The organism is Clostridioides sp. ES-S-0005-03 (genome assembly GCF_020658455.1).
Taxonomy (GTDB): Bacteria; Bacillota; Clostridia; order Peptostreptococcales; family Peptostreptococcaceae; genus Clostridioides.
On sequence record NZ_JACVWI010000001.1, the window covers coordinates 1,116,611 to 1,139,102 of the forward strand.

Genomic DNA, 22,492 nt, shown 5'->3' on the forward strand with positions numbered 1-22,492 from the left:
ATTATATATTATAATCAATAATATAACCTATATTAAGGAGATGGTATTTATGAGTACAAAATTTTTTAGAAATATTCTAACAGTGTTTTTGTACATTATGTTAGTAAGTATGGCTGCAACAGGTATAATATTCTTATGTATGATACCCATATCTTTGTATAATTTTAGCTTTGAAAAATTGATTATTACAATTGTTAGAATTGTTTATTTTTCTGACTATTATATAGTTATTTTATTCCTAACTTTTATAATTAATAGCACTAAATACTCACCTTTTATACTTGAAAATGTTAAGAGATTTAAAATAATGGGATATTGCTTATTGATAAATACTATAATTGAATGTATCAATGGTTATAGTGTAAATGCTGGTCCTATAAAAATATTTGGAACTGATAATGGAGGAATTTCACCACTTATGGTCATCTCTTTTATCTTTTCACTAATGTGTTTTGTAATTGCTGAAACATTTAATAAAGCTATAAAAATAAAAGAAGATAACGATTTAACGATATAGAGGTGATATTATGGCAATTATAGTTAATCTAGATGTAATGATGGCAAAAAGAAAAATATCACTTAAAGATTTGGCTGAAAAAATAGATATTACAAATGCTAATTTATCAATTTTAAAGACTGGTAAAGCAAAAGCTGTTAGATTCACCACTCTAAATGAAATTTGTAAAGCTTTAGACTGCCAACCAGGTGATATACTTGAATATGTAGAAGATGATTAAGAAAAGAGTGTCTAAAACACTCTTTTTGATTATCACCTATAGCTTTTATTATTTTAGTGGAACATTTAGACATGTTGCCAAATCTTTTTCAGGTGTACTAATAGGTATTAAATTAAATGTATCAACTAAGTATTGTAGTACATTTGGACTTATAAAGGCTGGTAAACTTGGCCCTAAATAAATATTTTTTATATCTAGTGATAATAATGCTAATAAATCTGCCACAGCTTTTTGCTCATACCATGATAATATTATTGAGAGAGGAAGACTATTCACATCTGTATCAAATGCATCAGCTAAAGCTAAGGCTATTCTTACTGCTGAATAAGCATCATTACATTGACCAACATCTAACAACCTAGGAAACCCCGCTACTTCACCAAAGTTTAATTTATTAAATCTATACTTTCCACATGCAAGTGTAAGAATTATACAATCTTTAGGAACTTGTTTAGCAAACTCAGTATAATAGTTTCTTCCAGGTCTTGCACCATCGCATCCTCCAATAAGGAAGAAATGTCTTATATTTCCAGATTTAACTGCATCTACTATTGCTGGTGCATTACTTAATGTAGCATTATGTCCAAATCCTACTAATATTTCATATGGTTCTTCACTTTCTTCAAACCCACCAAGTTCTAGTGCTTTATTTATTATTTCACTAAAATCTTTTTCTCCATTTTCACTTTTACCTATATATTTTACACCATCCCATCCGACGACACTAGTTGTAAAAATTCTATCTTTATAAGAATCTCTTGGTTTCATTAAGCAATTTGTTGTCATCAGTATACATCCTGGTATAGAATCAAATTCCTTCTGTTGATCTTGCCATGCTCCTCCAAAGTTCCCTACTAAATGAGTATATTTATTTAATTCTGGATATCCATGACAAGGAATCATTTCTCCATGAGTATATATATTTATCCCTTTTCCTTCTGTTTGTTTAAGTAACATTTCCAAATCTTTTAAATCATGTCCTGAAACTATTATAAAAGGTCCTTTTTTTATTTTTACATTTACCTTATGAGGTTCTGGATTTTTATAAATGGTAGTATTAGCTTCATCTAGTTTTTGCATTACAGCAACACTCATATCACCCGTCTTAAGAGTTAATGTTATTAAGTTTTCTAAAGAAATATCATCATCTGTAATTGCTGATAATGCTCTAAAATAAAATTCATCTACCTGATTATTATAATATCCAAGCTCTCTAGCCTGATGCCCATAAGCACTTATTCCTTTTAATCCATAAAGTATTGTCATTCTTAGTGAACGTATATCAGGGTTTAAACTTTCATCAAACATTATTCCAGCTCTTTTAGCATCTTCTATCATTTGACTTCTTGTTTCACTTAAATTATATTCAGCATACTCATTGTTTACAATAGGTTCTTTAATTTTTTCTCTTAATCTCTGCTTTATTTCTTGTGATTTTCTTAGCATATTTTCATGTACATCACCATCAAAATTTACATTTGTTAAAGTCGTAAATAAACTATTTTCTACAAAAGAAACTATATCTTTATCTATTTTTTCTCCATTATCTAACAAAACTTTAGCATAACAACTTATACCTTTTAATTGATAGATTAATAAGTCTTGAAGTGCTGCTATTTCTGGCGTTTTACCACAAACCCCTATTTTTGTACATCCTTTTCCACCAACAGTTTGCTCGCATTGATAACAGAACATTGAATTTTCCATATATTTATACCTCCTCTTTACCTTGTTACATAGTTTACCCATATATGTTATATATTATAAAAATAGTAAATTAAAATTGCATCTTCAAATGTACATACTATGATAAGTATTCTCTATAATGAAAGTAAGTAAATTTAAAGGTACCCCTAAATTATTTTAGATATGATTTAAAAATTTAAGTAAACTATTTTTAAATTTATTTGATTTTAAAACAAGAATGTTGAATAATAACTCATTCTAATGTATTATTGTAGTTGTAGAATAAAACTAAATTGGCAAAACTAGAGAAATTTAGTGACGCAAAGCTATAGGGACTAAGACTTATAAATTAATTTATGAGTTATGTCAGACAGTCTTAAAAATATATTTTTAAGACTAATAATAACCAAAAATGTTAACTAAAAAATATAATTGAATAGACATTCCTATTAATCTATGATATAATAATATTTGTGGTAATACACAATTAAATCAAGTATATCTTGATATAGGTTAATAGGAGTATTTTTAATGAATAATGGAATAGTGAAATGGTTTAATAATGAAAAAGGATTTGGGTTTATATCAATAGAAGGTGGAGATGATGTATTTGCTCATTTCTCAGCTATACAAACTTCAGGATTTAAATCATTAGAAGAAGGTCAACAAGTAAGCTTTGATATAGTTAAAGGCGCTAGAGGTCCTCAAGCAGAAAATATAACTATATTATAATATATAGATTTTTCGGGAAAGACTCTTTTGAGGGTCTTTTTTTATTGATAATTTAAGCAAAATCTTATTTAAATAAAAAAACTGACTGTCAGTTAAATGTCAGTCAGTTTTTTATAGTATTTTTACTCAAAAACTGATGGATTTGAGATTTTTAATAATTAATCATACTTATTAATATATAAACTTTACTCGTATACAGAATATCTCTTCCAGATTTGCTCTAAGTCATCGAAGTGCTGTTTAATATCTTCTTTTTCTTTCATACCAACAGAGATTGCAAGAGCATTTGAAATACTAAGTGCTGGAACTAGTGAATCTACAAATGAAGCCATATTACTCTTAACCAAAAGAGTATTGTCTGCAAGTGCTGCTACTGGTGCAAATAAACTATCTGTTAATGAAATTACATGTGCTCCTTTTTCCTTAGCATAATTGACAATTTGATAAGATTTTTTTGAATAACGTGGGAAACTAATTGCAACTATAACATCTTCTTCGTTTATTCTTACAATCTGTTCAAATGCATCTCCCATATCCATTCTAATTATATGGACATTATCAAGTATTATATCTAAGTAAAAACCTAGGTATTGAGCTACTACAAAAGAACTTCTCATACCAAGTATATATATTTTTCTTGCCTTTAAAAGTTTATTAGAAGCTTCCTTAAATGCTTTTTCATCAATTTCTTCTAATGTTGATCTTATATTATCTATATCACTCTTTAAAACTTTGTTCAATATTGCAAAATCATCAGAATAATCATGTGCCATTTCAACTCTTTGTACTGTAGTTAATTTATTTTTTATGAGTTCTTGAAGTGCAGCTTGTAATTTTGGATACCCACTATAGCCTAGAGCATTTGCAAACCTTACAACAGTAGATTCACTCACTCCTACAGTTTCACCTAATTTGCATGCAGTCATGAATGCAACTTTATCATAATTATTCAAAATATATTGTGCTATAAGTTTTTGCCCCTTACTTAACCTCGTGTATTGAGATTGTATATTTGATATCAAATGTTTACTATCTTTCATTTCATTTGTTTCTTCCATTTTTTTCTCCTTTTAGTTATATAAACTATTTTCTTTTTATCACTACTAATATTTTTTCTAAAAATTTTATTATTTTAGTTTTTATCTCAGCTTCTTAAACTCATAAAATTCTAACTTTTCTGTACCTTATACTTCACATAGTATTTTCGATTAAATTTATTATACCATCTTTCCTTGCATTTTTTAAGATTTATTCAATATTTCTTTTAAAATTTTCAATTTTTACTCATTTAAAAGTTAAATATTTTATTTTGCATATTTAAGCACATTACTTACTTCAAAAGTAAATTATCATATACTTATTATTTAAAGTGTTTTTAAAAGGTTACAATATATATATTAACTCTTAATAGAATCTTGTCAAGTTTTTTTTAGTGTTTATTGTGATTTTTTCTTTTCAATTAAAATCAATTGTGGTGGGTTATTGACTTGATTTAAAAATTTAGATTCTAAAACATTAAATTCATCTTGATTTAAATTATTTACAAAATTATATATACTATCTTTTTCTTCTTGCCCTCCATCATGTCCTGTATATATAGCAATACTTATTATTCCATTTTCTTTTAATATTTCTAAGCTAGACTTTATAGCTTTTAAAGTTGTATCTGGTTTAGTTATAATTAGATGTTTTGCTCTTGGAAGATATCCTAAATTAAATAAAACACATGAAACTTCTTCTTTTACATATTTATCGATATTTTCATGACCATCAAGTATTAATTTTACTCTATCTATATATCCTTCTTTTTCTAATTTTTTTCTTGTAGATTTTAGAGCTTCTTCTTGTATATCAAAAGCATATACAAAGCCTTTTTCTCCAACCTTTTCAGCCAAATACTTTGTATCATAACCATTTCCCATGGTAGCATCTATTGTTACATCACCTTTATTAATAATATTTTCTAAATAAAATTTATTTATATCTGTAATTTTAGTTAAATGTTTTGCATATGCCATAATATTATTTCTCCCTACTATTAACTTCATTTCATTTTCATGTTATTTTATTGATTTTAAATATTTTATTTCATCTTCTGTTAAGTATCTATATTCACCAACTTTTATATCTTTTAATACTATTTTCCCTACAGAAATTCTTCTTAAGTTTAAAACTGGATGATTTATAGCCTTACACATTTTTCTTACTTGTCTATTTCTTCCTTCATGTATAGTTATTTCGCATACTGAATAATTCTTTTCTTTATTTTCCTTAGTTACTCTGATTTTAGCAGGTGCTGTTGTATAATCTTCTATTTTTAGTCCTTTTTCAAAATTTTTTATTTCATCCTTATTTATAATTCCTTTTACACTTGCCACATAAGTTTTATTAATTTCATGTTTTGGATGAGTAAGTTTATATGTTAAATCTCCATCATTAGTAAGTATCAAAAGCCCACTTGTTTCATAATCTAACCTCCCTATTGGATATACTCTTTCCTTTACATCTTTTAATATATCTATTACACTTGCTCTATTAAACTGATCTTTTACAGTAGTTATATAACCTTCTGGCTTATTCAATACTATATAGACATAATTTTCGCTTGGCTTTACTGCTTTATTATCAAATTCTACTATATCTTTTTCTTCATCAATATTAAAAGATAGCTCTTTTACTATATTTCCATTTACCTTTATTCTTCCTTCAAGAATGATTTCTTCTGCTTTTCTTCTAGATGCAATTCCACAAGAAGCTATATATTTATTAATTCTCATACATAATCCTTTCTTATCTTAAATTATATGTTATTTAATATTTTTATCAACATTAATTTTGTTACATTATTATACTATACTAGACCTTAATTAAAAACAAGCCAAAAAATTATTTAATTTTCCTAAATAATTGTAATTTCTTTTCACATACTATTAATATGTAATAGCTGATTAAACACTATTTTAAGGAAGTGATTATTATTTCAAAAGAAAATGTAAAATATTATTTAATGGTCGTGTTTATTGGAATTTTATTTTTTAAGTTTATTAATACTCCAGCAGATTTTATATCTAGCATTGAAGGATTATTAAGTTTTTTTAGTCCATTTTTACTAGCTATTTTACTCGCTTTGCTTTTAAATCCTCTTGTAATGATTTTTGAAATAAAATTTAAAACACATAGGCTTTTATCCATTTTTTTATCTTATATATTGATAGGTATTATTTTAGCTTTTGGTATTAGATTACTAATTCCTTCAATAGCCAATACATTAAATAGATTAATAAATGAAATGCCTATCTACAGTGATTATATAGATAATTTTATAGAAAAAAATATGTCAAACATAGATTTTTTAAAAGCTCTAATTCCTCATATACAACACAGCTTAGATAATGCATTAAAAGAAGCTAGTAATTTTATTAGTAGAATTCCTAAAAACTTTTTAATCTATACACTTAGCATATCATCTATGCTATTTAGTATGGTAATGGGCTTTATATTATCTATATATATTATATATGATAAGGAAAAAATTGCATTAGGATTTAAAAGATTGCTATATTCTTCTACTGCTAGAAACAAAGCTGATGACATTATAGAATTTTTTAGAACTACCCATGATATTTTTTATGATTATTTAATTGGTAGAATTTTAGACTCTCTCATTATTGGTATAATTGCATTTATAGGATTTCAATTTATCATTCGAATAGAAAATGCTTTATTTTTAGCTTCAATAATATTTTTAGCAAATATAATACCTTATCTAGGGCCATTTATTGGAGCTATACCTCCAGTAGCTATGACAATTTTATACAGCCCACAAAAAACCATATGGGTTATCGTATTTATATTTATATTACAACAACTAGATGGAAATTTCATAGAGCCAAAGGTTATGGGCAATCAAGTTGGAATAGGAGCTATATGGATAATTTCTGCGATTTTAATAGGACAGTCTCTTTTTGGATTTATAGGTGTTTTTCTTTCAGTACCTGTAGCTGCTGTTGTAAAAACTTCTATTGACAAATATATTGACAAGAGATTGCAATAAGCTTTATCTTTTATAATTTTAAAAATTAATTATTATCTATTACATTACTATAAAAAAATGAAATTAACTCTTGGCAAAGAATATATGCTAAAAGTTAATTTCATTTTCTGATACAAAGTCTTAATTGTTTATATGTAATACTTTACATTTACTGATTATTTGAGTTCTGAGAATTTCCACTACTATCTGACCCTCCACTATTTTCTGATGAAGGTGGAGTTGGTGTCGGTGTTGGATTGCTCGTATTTGGTTTTTCTTGATTTTGAGAAGAATCATTGTTAGTTACATCTTTGTTATTGTTTGAAGTTGTATTTTTGTTTTTGGAATTAGATTTATTATTTTTACTCTTTTCACTATAGGAAGATTTCTTTGCTTCTGATTCCACTCTATACCTATCTTCTCCAGCTGTGTCTTTTGCCTTTTTCTTTCGTTCTTCCTCTGCTTCATTCTGTTCTTTTTCTAATTTAGTCAATTCCTCTTTCTTTTTAGATGCTTCATTTTTAATAACAGATGAGCCGTTTTTAATTTTCTCTATAAGCTTAAGCTCTTTAATTGCATCCGTATAATTTGTAGCTTTTTCAAATTCATCCACATTTAGCATTCTCATAGATTGCATATACATAGCTCTTGCATTTTCATTAGCGCTATCTTCTTCTAATGCAGAGGATAATGCTTCCATAGCTTTTTTATAGTCATGTTTCTCTAAATATATTTTTCCTTGCTCAGTTGAACTTATTTCATCTTTTTTATTAAATGAACATCCTACAAGAAATATAGATAATATCGATATCAATAAAATTACTCTTCCTCTCATTAAATCCCTCCTTGTCATATACTTTAAATTTTATCATAATCAGGAAGTTTTTAAAATATTTTATATTTATTACAGGAAAATTGTTAATAAAACAGAAAATAAGTAGATATGACTTGAATAACTATAACAAACTAAAAATTAGTTTAAATCTATAGATATATCGTCTAATCTACTTATTTTAAAATTTAATATTTAATTCTTCTTCTATACTTCTAAAGATAATAAGTCTTCATAACTTTGTCTTTTACAAATTATCTTGTCATCTCCATCAAATACTGACACTACTGCTGCTCTTGGTATTTTATTATAATTTGAAGACATTGAATATCCATATGCACCTGTTGATGTTGTTATAAGTACATCTCCACTTTTTATATCCATTATATCTATATCTCCAATTAATATATCTCCACTTTCACAACATTTACCAGCTATTGTTACATGGTTCATGGTTTCATGGTTAATCTTATTTACAATACTGCATTCATAATTAGCTTGATATAGTGAAGGTCTTACATTGTCTGTCATACCTCCATCTACACTTACATAAACTCTAACATCTTTTATATCTTTTATTGAACCTACTGTATACAATGTACTTCCTGCATTTGCAACTATTGACCTTCCTGGTTCTATTACCAATGTAGGTACTTCTATTCCAAGTTCTTTACAAGAATTTTCTGCTTTAGTGATTATAGTTTCACAGAATTCTCTTATAGTTTTAGGTTTATCACCTTTACTATAATAAACACCTACACCTCCGCCTAAGTCAATTTCTGTCAGCTGTATATTAAATTTTTCTTTTATTTCTTTTACTAAGTTCATCATTATATCTACTGTATCTATGTATGGTTCTACATCAAATATTTGTGAACCGATATGAGCATGAAGACCTACCAATTTAATATTTGTATAATCATTCAATTTTTCTATTGCTCTAAACAAATCTCCATTTACTAAAGCAAAACCAAATTTAGAATCTATTTGACCTGTTTTTATATAATCGTGTGTGTGAGCTTCTATACCAGGTGTTATTCTAAAATATATTTCTTGAGTTTTCTTCTTCTCTTTACATAATTTTTCAATTAAATCTAACTCATAGAAATTATCTACTACAAACTTACCTACTCCCAAATCTAATCCCATATTTATTTCTTCTTCAGTTTTATTGTTTCCATGAAAGAAAACTTTTTCCATAGGAAAATTTGATTTATAAGCTGTATATAGTTCCCCTCCTGAAACTACATCCAAACACATCTCTTCTTCATTTATAAGATTACACATATAAAGAGGTAAAAATGCCTTACCTGCATAAGCAACTTTATTTTTTCCATCTTTAGCCTTAAAATATTTTATATATTCTCTACAGTTTTGTCTTACTAAGTCTTCGTCAAATACATATAATGGAGTTTGATATTTTTTACTAAGCTCTAGACAGCTTACACCTCCAATATATAATTCATTGTCTTTTACAGTCATAGTTCCATGAAGTTTCATAATATCCTCCCTAAGTTTTATATATTAAATACTTCTGCTATTTTCTCAATAGCTACTTGTTTATCATCAGAATTTATGGCACAAGTTATACGAATTTCTGATGTAGTTATAAGTTTTACCATTATACCATTTTCATTAAATATCTTAAATACTTTAGCAGCAACTCCAGAAGTATTTTTCATACCAAGACCTACTAAAGAGAATTTAGTGATGTTATTATCAATTACTACATGTTCTTCATTTGTATATTTAGACACTATCTTTTTGCACTCTCCTAATTCTTCTTTTGGAACTGTAAATGACACACTTATTTTATCTAAAATAGGTGCAGTTTGACTTATCATATCCACACTTATTCCCATAGTTGCTATATCTTCAAATAAACTAGATATATTTTCTACTTTAAAATCTTTTATTGTTATAGAACTATCATCATCACTAGTAGCTAATCCTGTTATTACTTTATCCTCTAATTTCATGTCTTTTCCCCCTCTTATATATGTTCCTTTTACTGTACCACATGTACGTCCAACATAAATTTCAACACCATATTTTTGTGCAAGTTCTATACTTCTTGAATGCATTACTTGTGCTCCTAAACTTGCTAATTCAAGCATCTCTTCATATTCAATCTCATCAAGTTTACTTGCCTTTGCATATTTTCTTGGGTCTGTAAAATAAATTCCATCAACATCTGTATATATCTCACATTTGCCATTTAATTTAACTGCAAGAGCTACAGCAGATGTGTCTGAACCACCTCTTCCAAGAGTAGTTACATCACCATCTTCATTGATTCCTTGAAATCCAGTTACTATTACAACATTCCCTTCATCTAAACTATTCTTTATTCTATTTACATTTATATCGTCAATTTGAGATTTTCCATGAAGTCCGCTTGTTTTTATATTTAATTGATAAGCATTATAGCTTATGGCTTTACAACCAAGTGCATTTAATGCTATTGATAATAAAGATGCCGAAATCATTTCTCCAGTAGACATTAAAGCATCTAGCTCTCTTTTACTAGGTTCATTACTCAATTCTTTTGCCAAGTTTATATATTCATCTGTTGATTTTCCCATAGCAGATACAACTATTACCATTTGTGGATTTTCTTTTCTTCTTTCTATTATATTTTCTGCAATTGACTTTATTTTGTCAGTATCTGCAACTGAACTTCCTCCATATTTTTGGACAATTATACTCATGCTTTTTCCCCCTCAAGCTAAATTTTGATAAATAAAAACGCCCAAAGGTATACTTTGGACGTGTGAACTTCATAGACCAAGTAACCTTGTAGCTCACCACTTTAAAAGTGACAGCCTTATGCATATTCTGCATAAGTCCAGAAAATCTGTTTGTCAACAACTTTTCTTCGGCTATAGACCCTTTCATCAATCATCAACACTTACCAGCTACTATTGATTACTCTTGAATATAGCTACCTCTACCCTAGGCTCATTATTATTAATTAATTTATTAATATAGTTTTATCATATTCTATATAATATTGCAACAATTTTTTTACAAAATGTGGCAAATCAAAAACTTTATTTTCTAAAATATCTTATATACAATTAAATAGTTTATTTAATCCTAAATCTATAAAATTTATACTATATTCATTATCTTCTTTCTCTAAGTCATTTAATTCAGATAAATTATCTGGTGTAACCACCAAAATATTTGGTACTCTAAAAAATGGAATTGTAGATTTATCTATTTTTCTAGAGAGATTCTCATATTTAGAAACATCTATTTCATTATTTAAATCAACATCTACTAAAACCTGCTTTATATTGCCAAATTGATCTGTATATTCAATAAATAAATCATATTTAACATCATCTACACTAACATTTCGATAAAATCTTTTTACATCACAACCTGCAGTATTAATTCTAACAACTAGTTCTGACCCTACTAGAGCCTTTATTAAATCATCTCCCTTAAAAAGCTTACTACCATTCAAATAGTAAACATATGAGAGGTCCTTATAGTTACGATAATCCACATCACATGGATATTTTTTTAGTGTATACTCACTACACATTTTTCTCAATGTTTTTTTGAAATTTTTTTTATTGTATCTTTTTTGGTCTCCATAAATCTTTCTAAATTGAGCTTCTGTAACACATCTAACCCTGCTAATTAAAAGCAATATCTCTTTTTCCATATTCGTCATAGTACATTCTCCTTGAAGTATTATTTGCAAAGTTGTACTAATATTATATTAAATTTATGACATTAAATTTACAAAGAATTAAAATAAAATAGCTAGTTTTTATAGAATTTATTTCTATAAAAACTAGCTATTAATGCACTAAACACTATCTACAGTTTTTTTACTAAGTTACACATTGCTTTGACTTTCAGAATCTTGTGAATTTGTATCTTCATTAGTTCCTGTCTCTTGTTTTGCTTTTTTATCATCAAAATTTGCAATATTTAAGTTATCAAATTCTGACATTTCAATTACACCAGAATCTTCTTTTGAATATGATATTTTAACTTTGTCTCCAACTTGAGTCAATGGTAATTCGCTAGATACTTTTGAGGTAGCTTTAAATATTATCTCTTTATTAGAATCTAAAGTTACATAGTAATTAGTATTTCCTCCTCGCACATCAGGACTTATTCTAGTTACTACACCTTCTATAACTTCATCTTTCATATCATTATCAAGCTTTAAGTCATTGCCTTTAGATTCTAATGAATCTTTATAATTTCTTAAAGCTTCATTTTTATCTTCCCCTAGACCAAGTACATTATAATCTTCAACAGATACAAAGGCTACTCTCTTTACAAGACCAGCTTTATCTTTTAAAGATGATACATATGTTGGCTGACCTAATATATTGTACATAACAGGGAATGTAGCTTCATAATTCTTTTCTTGAACATTACCTTCAGCTGATTTCATCGCAGCTGTCTCAGTTGCTCCTGGCTGCTTATACAGTTTAGCTTCTTTAGTTCTAGAGTCAACAAGCATAAATCCAATTGTAGATTCATCTCCACCAGACGATGTTATACCTGTATACCAATATGACCTATTGTCATTTCCATAGACTAGCGATGTCCCTTCTGTTGGCACTAGTACTCCCTTTTCTGATATAACAGAATTTAAAAATCCATTGACATAAACACCCCAGTCTTGAATTTGGTCTGTTACAAATTTTTGTGGTTGTATTCTATCTACCCATTTAGGTGTATTTTTAACATTATAGACATTTATTTTTCCAGTTTCTGCATCAACGGTAGCTATGCCTGTGGCATTTGCTCCTCCATAACCAATTTTATGTTCATATAAACTTACAACCCAATAAGGTCTTCCTTCATCATTTATTTCAAGAGTAAAATCTGTCATACCAACATTTACAATACCATGTATGTATAAATGTCTTTGTAAATCTTGATGTAAATAAGCTTCTGGTTGATATACTATCTTTATTGGTTTTCCATCTATTTCTTGAACTAGTTGAACATCTTGAGGATTACTTGCTGATACCTTTACATATCCACTTGTACCACTTAAAGATGTAACCCATTTAATTATATCTCTATGCACAAGAGGTGCTACCCAGTACAACTCTCCATCTACATTTTGTATATGAAACTTTCCTAATTTTGATACACTACCTATAGCTGGAACTTCTCCAAGTTTTTTATCACCTAATTTCATTGCCATGTCTTCATCTACAAGACGAATGTCATTTACACTGACAGGACTCATATCATCAGTAAATTTACTCTCAGTCACCTTTCCTAATAAGTCTTTATAGGCTTTTGCATGAAGTACAGGTGTAGAGGCTATAAAGGGTACAACTACAACATATACAAGTAAAGCTATTGCTATTGAAAAATTATATTTAGCAAGTTTAGATGTTCTTTCATTTCTATCTAGCATCATATCTAATATTCCTGCTACAACAAAAAATATTATTCCTACTGAAAATAAAGATGTGAAGTCCAGTCTAAGTACAGGTAATTTAATAAATGCATAAATTGCTACAATTATGAGTGAAACTCCATATGTTTTAAGATATCGTTTCATTTAATACTCCTCTCTATAAAATATTATTATTACTATTATATCCATATATTTACAAAAAATAAATATTTATCATATTTATTATGTATTAAGATATCTTTATACTTTTGTACCACTGTTTATTTATATTTGATATATATCTCAAAAAAATATTATAATCATGTAAATAACTACAGAAAATCAAAAACTGAAGAAAGTGTTCTAACTAAGATTTACGAATTCTTAATCCTCTCGAAGTTAAACTACCATCTTCAGCCTAATTATTTAGCAATATTTTTATATGATAAATTTTAAAATAAATTTTTTATATGTTTGCCATTTTGGATACATAAGAATGCTGTTTAGAATTATATTCTGACAATAAACCTTCATACTCTAAAGTTAAACCATTTAAATTATAGAAATCATTTGGTGTTACTTCAAATGCTTCTTTATTCAAAATATCTATTTCACTTTTTTCTAACATATCAGCAACAAAGTTTGAACATACGTATTTATATTCAACTTTTCTGTGAATATTCATAGACAAATATATCAATGCCATTATATCATAATAGTAATCTTCTCTATAATCACTAATTAATTTTATATTTTTAAATAGATTTTCATATTGTGAATTATCTACTTCTAATGAATATACTCTACATACAGTATTTTTTCTTATAGCATATAAGCCTTGATTTATATTTTCTTCAACAAAGCCTCCAATAAATGGATTTCTTGGATTTAATCTCCCAAAAGAATACATTGGCTTTAAATTTTCATTTAATGATATTGACACATGTGTATACAGTTTTTTACTTATATTTCTTATTAAATAAGATAATACAGTTCCTGTATATGTTGTTACAATATAAATTTTATTCATCATTTCCCCCCAATCTAGTAATTAAATAATATTATACACTTACAACTTAATGTCATAAAATATTCTAACATAATAAAGGCTATTTTACAAATTTTGATTTTAAAGTGCTTTAATATTATATAAAATATAATAAAAATATAAATATAAATTTTCTATATTTTTAACCAACAGATGTTTTCTTTAAATTAATCAAATGATTTAGTATATCCTGAGCTTTTCCAGAATCCTTTAGATAACCTAATGCTCCATTTATTTGTGATTTTAAATCTATTTCTACTTCCATATCCAAATCAACATTTCCTTTTTTTATAGATATATTTTTAAGTGTTACTGGATAAAGATAACTTTTTTCTAAAGTAATTTTATTTCCATTAACCTCAAATGGAACCTTTTTATTGTAATTACTTAGTATTTTTTCTAGCATTTTATCACTTATTTTAAATTTTCCAATCTTTACATTTTCAAGACTTACAACCAAATCTTCATTTTTTAAAGTGGGTTTTAGTTCAAGCTCATATTGGCTATTGATTAGACCAAAGACCTTATATGGACCTGCCACTTTTATTTTTCCATCCTTCATCTCAACAAAATTATTTTCAAATTCTTTAATTCCATGTTTATTCATTAATGTATATATTAGATTTCTAAACTCTTCTTCGGAAACAGATACTTTTCCAACCATTCTAAGTGGATTTTTTACTATTTCCATAGAATTTATATATGAACCTTTTGATAAATACTCTTCGTCTATGATTTTATTATTTTGTGAACTAACATCATATCTCTCTTTTGGTGTTAATGTGTATACAACAATACCTGTTAACACTAAAATAATAACAATTAAGCTTAATATAATCTTTGCAATCCTTCCCATAATCGTCTCCTTTACAAATCTGTCAACAGATTTAAAATAAATTTAGATAACTAACTTCACATAATATTCTTAACAATATACATATTATAATACAGTCTTTTAAAGATTAATTCAACTAATCTGCTTTTTTGTAAATAAACTGTAAAAAAACATGTTTTTAGTATAAAAGTTAATATTTTGCATAATACTCTTAATTACACCTTTATTTTTTTCTAATCTTGGATTAAAATTAATATTATGCAATACAGTGTAGTGTTCTGTATTATAAGCAAATTAAATAGGAGGTATGAAAATATGTCAAATGAAACGAACTCATCTAACTTTATAAAAAATATTATTATAAATGACCTAGAAACAGGAAAACATGACAGTATAATAACTCGTTTTCCACCTGAACCAAACGGATATTTACATATTGGTCATGCAAAAAGTATATGTCTTAACTTTGGACTAGCTAAAGAATTTAATGGAAAGGCTAATTTAAGATTTGATGATACAAATCCATTAAAAGAAGATGTTGAATATGTAGAATCCATAAAAGAAGATGTTAAGTGGTTAGGATTTGATTGGAATGAATTAAATTTTGCATCTAACTACTTTGATGAAATGTACAAAAGAGCTTTAATCCTAATAAAAAAAGGTAAAGCTTATGTGTGTGAATTAACACAAGATGAAATGAGGGAGTATCGTGGCACTCTTACTGAACCTGGTAAAGAAAGCCCTTATAGAAATAGAACTATTGAAGAAAACCTAGATTTATTTGAAAGAATGAAAAATGGTGAATTTAAAGATGGAGAAAAAACATTAAGAGCTAAAATAGATATGTCTTCTCCAAATATAAACCTTAGAGACCCAATTATATACAGAATAGCTCATTCAACACATCATAATACAGGAGATAAATGGTGTATATATCCTATGTATGCTTTTGCCCATCCAATTGAAGATGCAATTGAAGGAATAACTCACTCTATATGTACTTTGGAGTTTGAAGACCAAAGACCTCTTTATGATTGGTTTGTCAGAGAATGTGAAATGGAAAATGTACCTAGACAAATAGAATTTGCTAGACTTAACATAAACAATACTGTTATGAGTAAAAGAAAATTAAAACAACTTGTAGACGAAGGAATTGTTGATGGTTGGGATGACCCTCGTGTTCCTACTATATCTGGAATTAGACGTAAGGGATATACTGCTGAAGCTTTACGTAATTTTTGTAGTGAAATAGGAGTATCGAAAGTTAACTCTACAGTAGACAGTCAAATGCTTGATTATTTCCTAAGAGAAAACTTACAGCCAAAGGCTCCACTTGCTATGGGAGTTTTAAGACCTTTAAAGCTAGTTATAACCAACTACCCAGAAGATAAGGTTGAAATGCTTGAAATAGAAAACAATGCTAAAGATGAATCTCAAGGTAAAAGATTAGTTCCTTTTTCTAGAGAATTATATATAGAACAAGATGATTTTATGGAAGAACCTATTAAAAAATATTTCAGATTTTTCCCAGGAAATGAAGTTCGTTTAAAAGGAGCTTATTTCGTAAAATGTACGGATGTAATTAAGGATGAAAATGGAAATGTAGTCGAAATACATGGTACTTATGACCCTGAAACTAAGAGTGGTTCTGGATTTACAGGTCGTAAAGTAAAATCTACAATACATTGGGTTGATGCTAAATCAGCTATACCATGTGAATTTAGATTGTTTGAGCCATTGATTCTTGATGATTTACCTGAAAATGAAGGAAAGCATTTCTTAGAACAGATAAATCCTAATTCATTAGAAATATTACAAGGTTTTGTTGAGCCTACACAAGTAAAAGATGCTAAACCTTTTGATAAATTCCAATTTGTTAGAAATGGGTTCTTTAGTATAGATAATAAATATACAACTAAGGAAAAACTTGTGTTCAATAGAATAGTTCCTTTAAAAAGTTCTTTTAAACCTGCTAAATAATTGTTATAACTAAAAAATGAAGACTTAAGATATAAATTACTTCTACTATAAATAAATTTAGTTAGAAGTAATTTTTTATTTTAGTCTTCATCATTTATTTTAAATAATTAACTTTTTCCACTACAGATTCCCATAACCTCTATTCCATCTTTTATACATTCTATATTGAGAGGAAAATCTGGACCTTTTTCCCCATCAATGTCTGTTATAAGAGAATCTTTACATTCTATATCTACTTTTTTAGTTTTAAAATACAATATTTCATTTCCATTATATTGATCTAAGTAATCACCTCTAAGCACACTTATCAAAACTGGTATTGATTTTGGAATTGGCATTCCTTTAAAAATAATTACATCTAAATATCCATCATCTATTTCAGCTTTATATGCTAAATTTATATTTCCTGCTGTTTTTCCATTAAAAATCAGCATAAGATACATATCTCCATCATAATTCATCTCTTTGGAATATACTTTTATCTTAAACTTCCTCATATACAATGCTTCTTCTATTCCCTTTATATAATAAGAAATTCTTCCAAACGAATTCTTTAAGTCTGTGCTTATTCTTTGTGATACATCAGTAAACATACCTGCACTTGCGACATTTATAAAGTATTTATTATTTACCTTCCCTATGTCTATTTTCTTTGGCTTTGAATTTATGATTTCCTTTATAGCTTCTTTTATATCAAATGGAATTTGAAGAGCATTTGAAAAATCATTTGCAGTTCCTGTAGGTAAAATTCCGATTGGAATCTTTATATCTAACTCTTTCATTGAATTTACAACTAAATCTATAGTTCCATCGCCACCTGCTATTAGTATATGGTCATAGGAACTATCTACTTCTTTAAATGCATTATTTACAGGCTCTTTAATATTCAATCTATAGGGTATCAATAAATAATTTTGTTTTTGATATAATTCTATAATAGTATCTAAATTTGATAATATTTTTTTTTCACCTGAATTAGGATTGTATATAAGTTTTACTTTTTTCATTATTTCTCCTTACTTATTTTATTCTTTTAATATCCAAAGTCCTCGTTTAAGAAAATTACATGTATTCTTTCTGGTGCTAATTGTCTTTTTATAAGTGTATAGCTACAGCAAATTCTTCCTGGACTTGAACAATCTATACATATGCCAGTAGTCTTACATCCAGTATTTGTATTCAGTCTCTTGCAATTTGCTGGAGCGGCTATTGTTTTAGTTCTTTTTATAGCTTCATCTACATCTTTAACTATTTTATTTACACCTGCTACAACTATTACTTTGTTTGGTCCATATATCATAGCAGCTACTCTATTTCCATTTCCATCTAAATTATAGAGCTCTCCATTTTCTGTTATTGCATTAGTACTTGTAAAATAAGCATCTGCACAAAATGATTTTCTGTATATTTCTTTCATTTCTTCTGGTTTAATATCTTTTGCATATCTATCAAGAAAATCATATTTTTCTCTTATAAAGTCAATAACTCCTGTCTCAAATAAAGTCATAGAGCCACCACAACCTACTAAAGAACCTACTTCTACTATTTCTTCAATTTTTTTAAGAAGCTCTTCTTTATTATTTACTAGATACCCTTTCATGTTATTACTTTCTAGAGATTTTATTGTTTTTTCTATTCTTTTTTCTTTAAGCCAATTTAGATTTTGATCCATCTCAACTTCCCCCTTATTTTCAATATGTATTAGTTTGTTATAAATTTTATTTTCTTTATAGTTTTATTTTAGTACATCTAAGAAAAAATACAATATAAAACTTTAAATAAATTTTCCATAAATTTTTTTATAAGACTAACTCATAATTTATAATTAAAAAGGAAAGTAGATGTATTTTTCTACTTTCCCTATATTGTATGTAGTATTATATATTTTCTGAAATCTATATATTAATTATATGCTTTATTTTATTAAATATCACAATTAATTTAAGTGTAATATCATATTCTTTTTTAAACATATAAATTGTATTATTAAGTTTATTATATCCAATTTTAATAAATAATGTCACTAATTTGATGAAGAAGATGCTATAGCTGCACTTGTAGCTGCCATTACACAAGCAACTTGAATAGCAATAATAATATTTAAAAATATATTATTAGCTATAGAATCTATATTATTTTCTTTTTGTATTGAATCTGCATAAATAGAAGCCACAACAGCAGAACTAATCATTACTCTATTGCTTTTTCCTAAAGACCAATTCCCAAAACCTTTTTCTTCTTTAAGTCTATTTGAAACATTTTTTATATTTTCTATTATTTCATTTTCTTTATAATCTAATAACGAAATTGCTCCTATTATTGGATACCCATAATAATTTAACTTACAATCATTCTCTTTAAATGCTTTTTTAAGTTCAATAGTTTTTTTGCATTTACCCATTGTTCTATCTTCGCTAAATAAAAGAATTTGAGATAGTGCTTGTAAGTCATTTCCTTTATAAAAACCATTTTTATTTAGAAATTCATAGCATTTTTCTATGTATTCTAAATCTTCTTCTAAATTTTTTGAATGAATTGCAATAAGTGCTATATTACAATAGTCATCACTAGATGTTAAAAATGGATGTTTTTTCCTCATATATTCGTATACTGTTTTCATTTTTGATATACATGTAATATAATCCATTTTATCTCTATTTTCATAGACTATTGATGCTGTAAGTGGTAAATATGTATCTCCCCAAAACTTTTCATTTTTAAGATTTTTATATATCTCTAAAATCATCTTAAAACTACTTTCTGGATTTGATTCAAATGAAAGTAGTGTTGCAATATAAAATATGTTATATCCTCTAAAGTTAGAGAATAATCCAGTATTTTTTTTAATAAGCTCTATTCGCTCTTCTACTAATCTAGGGCTTATCCTCTTGTTCTTAAGCGTAAATGCAAGTGCACAACTATGTTGAATTAATCCCATTTGCCAAGAACCTTTAACTTCATTTAATGCTTTATAATTTTCCATTAATAAGTTTATTTTCCCATTTATAAAAGTTTGTTCCATATTGCCCTCCCAGTAATATACATTGTTGTATTAATTAACTTAATATCTATTATATATGTAATAAATATTGCAATCAATACATATTACTTGAAGAAGAACTATTATTCCATAATGATGTATCCTTTTTTATAGTGCCTTCCCATATTATTAACCCTGTCATAATACTCTGATTCACTTTCGTTACTCCATTTGGGTACAAATACATCTATCGCATTAGAATTACTAAAATACTTACTAGACCCCCTATCCATAACGGTTTTTACTTTACCATCTACAATAATCTTAGTTCCAAAACTTAAGTGATTGTTTGCCACAAAACCATCTTCTAAATCATCTCCTGTAGCAGTTATAGCTCCATATCCATTTTCTTGGTTAAGGCTGGTATAATAACTCACTTCAAATGTTATAGGAATTAAATCCTTTATTTTGATTCCTAGCTGGTTTTCTAGTCTCTCTTTTTGCACTTTCAATTTATACTCATCACTGCTTTTATAGTCTTCCATACCTTGATTATATTTAGAATTAAAGTTTTTACCTGAAGTTACTATAGTATCTATATTTACTATAGATTCTTTACAATGCTCTGCATCTATTTTTGTTTCTCCATTTACCAATAATGGAGTTAAACATACACTACATACAACACATGTAATCAATGCTTCTTTAAGCTTCATAAATTCCCCCCTTATTATTTTGATATATTAGCATATTTAATATTATATGTCTACATTTAGATTTAAATGCCATACTCATTTGCTTTAAGAAGTTGTCTTATACTTAATTCACCCTAAACCTTTATAAATCCTTCATCTTAGAATCATATAGTATAAGGCTTTTATGACTAAATATTTTTTTTATTAATCTTTTTAATAGCTCAAAACTACTTCTATTTAATTTTTCTATTTTTAAGAATTTAAGAATTAAAATTCTATAATTTTAAAACATATTGATTTTATTTTTTTGAAATGCTATAATTTTTTTAAGAGGTGATTAATATGATAAAAAATACAAAACAAATTACAGTTGAAGTTAATGAAATTTTATTACAAGAAGTATACAAAATGACTAATAATGAAAATACAGATTTATCAAACTTTATAAACGAATCAATCATAAATTATATTCTTGAAAATAGAAAAGATGACATTGAAAATAAAGATTTAGAAGAAGTAATTAATTTCTATAAAAAAGAGAATATAGAAAATCCTAAAAGTGCAGCAAGAGCTATTGCTGAAGCAAAAACTCATACATTATACTAAACAAATAAAAAGTTCCTAAAAATTAGGAACTTTTCTTTTTATTTTAATGGCTATTAATATCTATTTTAGTAATATTTATTTTATACTTATAAATACTCATTTAAACAACAAGATAATCTAATACATTGTCATTTAATATACCTAAAAAATAATCAATTTGTATAAATAATAAAAAAATTTTAGTTTTCTATTTTAATAATCGATATTTAGCTAAGCTCCGATTAACTATAAGTCTAATATAAAATTAAATATCAATAAATTTGATTTTATATTAGACTTATAGTATTAAAATGCATTAGAAAACTAGGGATACTTAATAAATAAATCTATGTATTTTACAGTTTACTTCACTTTTAATTCATTTTACTAATTATTGTAAAAACTATTTATTTTATGATAATTAAATTCATCTTAAAAATAACTAATAAGCCTTAGTTTTTATATACTATTAAATGCTTAAATGTTCATACATTTAAACATACAATTACTACAAAAAATATATGTTTAAAGTTATTCTTGCTATTGATCTCAAACAAACTATTCATCTTTCTTAATGTCTTTTACCCATTTTTCAACAGAATTTAATTCCTCCTCATTTACCCCCTTTTTGAACAATGCTTTCATAAAGCTTTCAATAGAACTTCCATGCATATTATCTAGAAAAGTTTTTGTTTCAAAATGTAAATATTCAGCTTCTCCAATAATAACTGTATAATGTGTATGTCTATCTATCTTTTTAGCATCCAAGAACTTCTTATTTACTAATCTTGATAAAAGTGTTAGTGTTGTAGTTTGCTTCCAATCATATAGTTTTTCCATAGCTTCAATGACATCTTTTGATGTTACTGTAAAATCTGATCCCCAAATAAATTTCATGACCTTTAATTCCGCTGGTGGTATTTTAGTAATAGTCATATGATTTTACACTCCTCTCAA

General features: G+C 26.7%; 22 protein-coding genes and 2 riboswitches. Of the genes, 6 read left to right on the top strand and 16 right to left on the bottom strand.

Translation table 11 applies throughout. The features are described 5' to 3' along the window. The first annotated feature begins 49 nt into the window (after positions 1 to 49). Both IC218_RS05400 and IC218_RS05405 read left to right on the top strand, forming a co-directional pair. A complete protein-coding gene (locus tag IC218_RS05400) occupies positions 50 to 517 on the top strand; it encodes a DUF2975 domain-containing protein (protein ID WP_227435040.1) in 468 nt (155 codons plus the stop codon). Positions 518 to 527: 10 nt separating this feature from the next. Continuing rightward, positions 528 to 737, top strand: a complete 210-nt coding sequence (locus IC218_RS05405; protein WP_227482598.1) for a helix-turn-helix domain-containing protein — start codon at positions 528 to 530, stop codon at positions 735 to 737. Positions 738 to 785: 48 nt separating this feature from the next. Here IC218_RS05405 and hcp read toward each other — a convergent pair whose 3' ends face one another. Further along, positions 786 to 2,444, bottom strand: coding sequence for a hydroxylamine reductase (gene hcp, locus IC218_RS05410; RefSeq protein WP_227482597.1), 1,659 nt, complete (start codon positions 2,442 to 2,444; stop codon positions 786 to 788). A 264-nt stretch (positions 2,445 to 2,708) separates the two neighbouring features. Beyond that, a riboswitch (cyclic di-GMP riboswitch) is annotated at positions 2,709 to 2,805 on the top strand. A gap of 149 nt (positions 2,806 to 2,954) precedes the next feature. On the opposite strand from hcp, the gene IC218_RS05415 reads away from it, so the two are divergent. Then, entirely contained in the window at positions 2,955 to 3,155 is a 201-nt protein-coding gene (locus tag IC218_RS05415) for a cold-shock protein (RefSeq protein WP_021384215.1), read from the top strand. A 185-nt stretch (positions 3,156 to 3,340) separates the two neighbouring features. Here IC218_RS05415 and IC218_RS05420 read toward each other — a convergent pair whose 3' ends face one another. From IC218_RS05420 to IC218_RS05430, 3 genes are all read right to left on the bottom strand, one after another. After that, positions 3,341 to 4,213 carry a MurR/RpiR family transcriptional regulator gene (locus IC218_RS05420; protein ID WP_227435034.1) on the bottom strand — a complete coding sequence of 291 codons (873 nt, stop codon included), beginning with the start codon at positions 4,211 to 4,213 and terminating at the stop codon, positions 3,341 to 3,343. 378 nt (positions 4,214 to 4,591) lie between these two features. Next, positions 4,592 to 5,173, bottom strand: coding sequence for a tRNA (mnm(5)s(2)U34)-methyltransferase (locus IC218_RS05425; RefSeq protein WP_227435032.1), 582 nt, complete (start codon positions 5,171 to 5,173; stop codon positions 4,592 to 4,594). Between the two features lie 42 nt (positions 5,174 to 5,215). Next, positions 5,216 to 5,932 carry a pseudouridine synthase gene (locus IC218_RS05430; RefSeq protein ID WP_227482596.1) on the bottom strand — a complete coding sequence of 239 codons (717 nt, stop codon included), beginning with the start codon at positions 5,930 to 5,932 and terminating at the stop codon, positions 5,216 to 5,218. 191 nt (positions 5,933 to 6,123) lie between these two features. Here IC218_RS05430 and IC218_RS05435 point away from each other — a divergent pair, with 191 nt between their 5' ends. Next, the gene (locus IC218_RS05435; protein WP_227823979.1) at positions 6,124 to 7,209 is read left to right on the top strand and encodes an AI-2E family transporter; all 1,086 of its coding nucleotides are present in this window, start codon (positions 6,124 to 6,126) and stop codon (positions 7,207 to 7,209) included. Between the two features lie 148 nt (positions 7,210 to 7,357). On the opposite strand, the gene IC218_RS05440 is transcribed toward IC218_RS05435, so the two are convergent. From IC218_RS05440 to IC218_RS05470, 7 genes are all read right to left on the bottom strand, one after another. Further along, the gene (locus IC218_RS05440; RefSeq protein WP_227435027.1) at positions 7,358 to 8,023 is read right to left on the bottom strand and encodes a hypothetical protein; all 666 of its coding nucleotides are present in this window, start codon (positions 8,021 to 8,023) and stop codon (positions 7,358 to 7,360) included. 204 nt (positions 8,024 to 8,227) lie between these two features. Then, complete coding sequence (gene lysA, locus IC218_RS05445; protein ID WP_227823980.1) at positions 8,228 to 9,520, bottom strand: diaminopimelate decarboxylase; 1,293 nt, start codon at positions 9,518 to 9,520, stop codon at positions 8,228 to 8,230. A gap of 17 nt (positions 9,521 to 9,537) precedes the next feature. Then, the gene (locus IC218_RS05450; protein WP_227482593.1) at positions 9,538 to 10,731 is read right to left on the bottom strand and encodes an aspartate kinase; all 1,194 of its coding nucleotides are present in this window, start codon (positions 10,729 to 10,731) and stop codon (positions 9,538 to 9,540) included. Positions 10,732 to 10,812: 81 nt separating this feature from the next. Then, positions 10,813 to 10,981, bottom strand: a riboswitch (Lysine riboswitch). 109 nt (positions 10,982 to 11,090) lie between these two features. Beyond that, positions 11,091 to 11,708 (bottom strand): hypothetical protein, encoded by a 618-nt coding sequence (locus IC218_RS05455; RefSeq protein ID WP_227435022.1) that lies wholly within the window; start codon positions 11,706 to 11,708, stop codon positions 11,091 to 11,093. Between the two features lie 168 nt (positions 11,709 to 11,876). After that, positions 11,877 to 13,577 (bottom strand): hypothetical protein, encoded by a 1,701-nt coding sequence (locus tag IC218_RS05460; protein ID WP_227435021.1) that lies wholly within the window; start codon positions 13,575 to 13,577, stop codon positions 11,877 to 11,879. Between the two features lie 301 nt (positions 13,578 to 13,878). After that, complete coding sequence (locus IC218_RS05465) at positions 13,879 to 14,442, bottom strand: hypothetical protein (RefSeq protein WP_227435019.1); 564 nt, start codon at positions 14,440 to 14,442, stop codon at positions 13,879 to 13,881. 160 nt (positions 14,443 to 14,602) lie between these two features. After that, a complete protein-coding gene (locus tag IC218_RS05470) occupies positions 14,603 to 15,316 on the bottom strand; it encodes a DUF2140 domain-containing protein (RefSeq protein ID WP_227823981.1) in 714 nt (237 codons plus the stop codon). A 294-nt stretch (positions 15,317 to 15,610) separates the two neighbouring features. Here IC218_RS05470 and IC218_RS05475 point away from each other — a divergent pair, with 294 nt between their 5' ends. Continuing rightward, positions 15,611 to 17,275: a glutamine--tRNA ligase/YqeY domain fusion protein gene (locus IC218_RS05475; RefSeq protein WP_227435015.1), complete on the top strand. Its 1,665-nt coding sequence runs from the start codon at positions 15,611 to 15,613 to the stop codon at positions 17,273 to 17,275. Between the two features lie 107 nt (positions 17,276 to 17,382). Here the strand turns inward: IC218_RS05475 and IC218_RS05480 are convergent, their stop codons facing one another. The 4 genes from IC218_RS05480 to IC218_RS05495 form a co-directional block, all read right to left on the bottom strand. After that, a complete protein-coding gene (locus IC218_RS05480) occupies positions 17,383 to 18,282 on the bottom strand; it encodes a YegS/Rv2252/BmrU family lipid kinase (protein ID WP_227435009.1) in 900 nt (299 codons plus the stop codon). Positions 18,283 to 18,308: 26 nt separating this feature from the next. Then, positions 18,309 to 18,947, bottom strand: coding sequence for a lactate utilization protein (locus tag IC218_RS05485; protein WP_227823982.1), 639 nt, complete (start codon positions 18,945 to 18,947; stop codon positions 18,309 to 18,311). 351 nt (positions 18,948 to 19,298) lie between these two features. Next, the gene (locus tag IC218_RS05490; protein WP_227435001.1) at positions 19,299 to 20,297 is read right to left on the bottom strand and encodes a DUF4003 domain-containing protein; all 999 of its coding nucleotides are present in this window, start codon (positions 20,295 to 20,297) and stop codon (positions 19,299 to 19,301) included. Positions 20,298 to 20,398: 101 nt separating this feature from the next. Then, positions 20,399 to 20,971 (bottom strand): hypothetical protein, encoded by a 573-nt coding sequence (locus IC218_RS05495; protein ID WP_227435000.1) that lies wholly within the window; start codon positions 20,969 to 20,971, stop codon positions 20,399 to 20,401. A gap of 321 nt (positions 20,972 to 21,292) precedes the next feature. Here IC218_RS05495 and IC218_RS05500 point away from each other — a divergent pair, with 321 nt between their 5' ends. After that, positions 21,293 to 21,556: a hypothetical protein gene (locus IC218_RS05500; protein ID WP_227434999.1), complete on the top strand. Its 264-nt coding sequence runs from the start codon at positions 21,293 to 21,295 to the stop codon at positions 21,554 to 21,556. Positions 21,557 to 22,093: 537 nt separating this feature from the next. Here IC218_RS05500 and IC218_RS05505 read toward each other — a convergent pair. Beyond that, complete coding sequence (locus IC218_RS05505; protein WP_227434997.1) at positions 22,094 to 22,471, bottom strand: BlaI/MecI/CopY family transcriptional regulator; 378 nt, start codon at positions 22,469 to 22,471, stop codon at positions 22,094 to 22,096. Positions 22,472 to 22,492 lie beyond the last annotated feature (21 nt).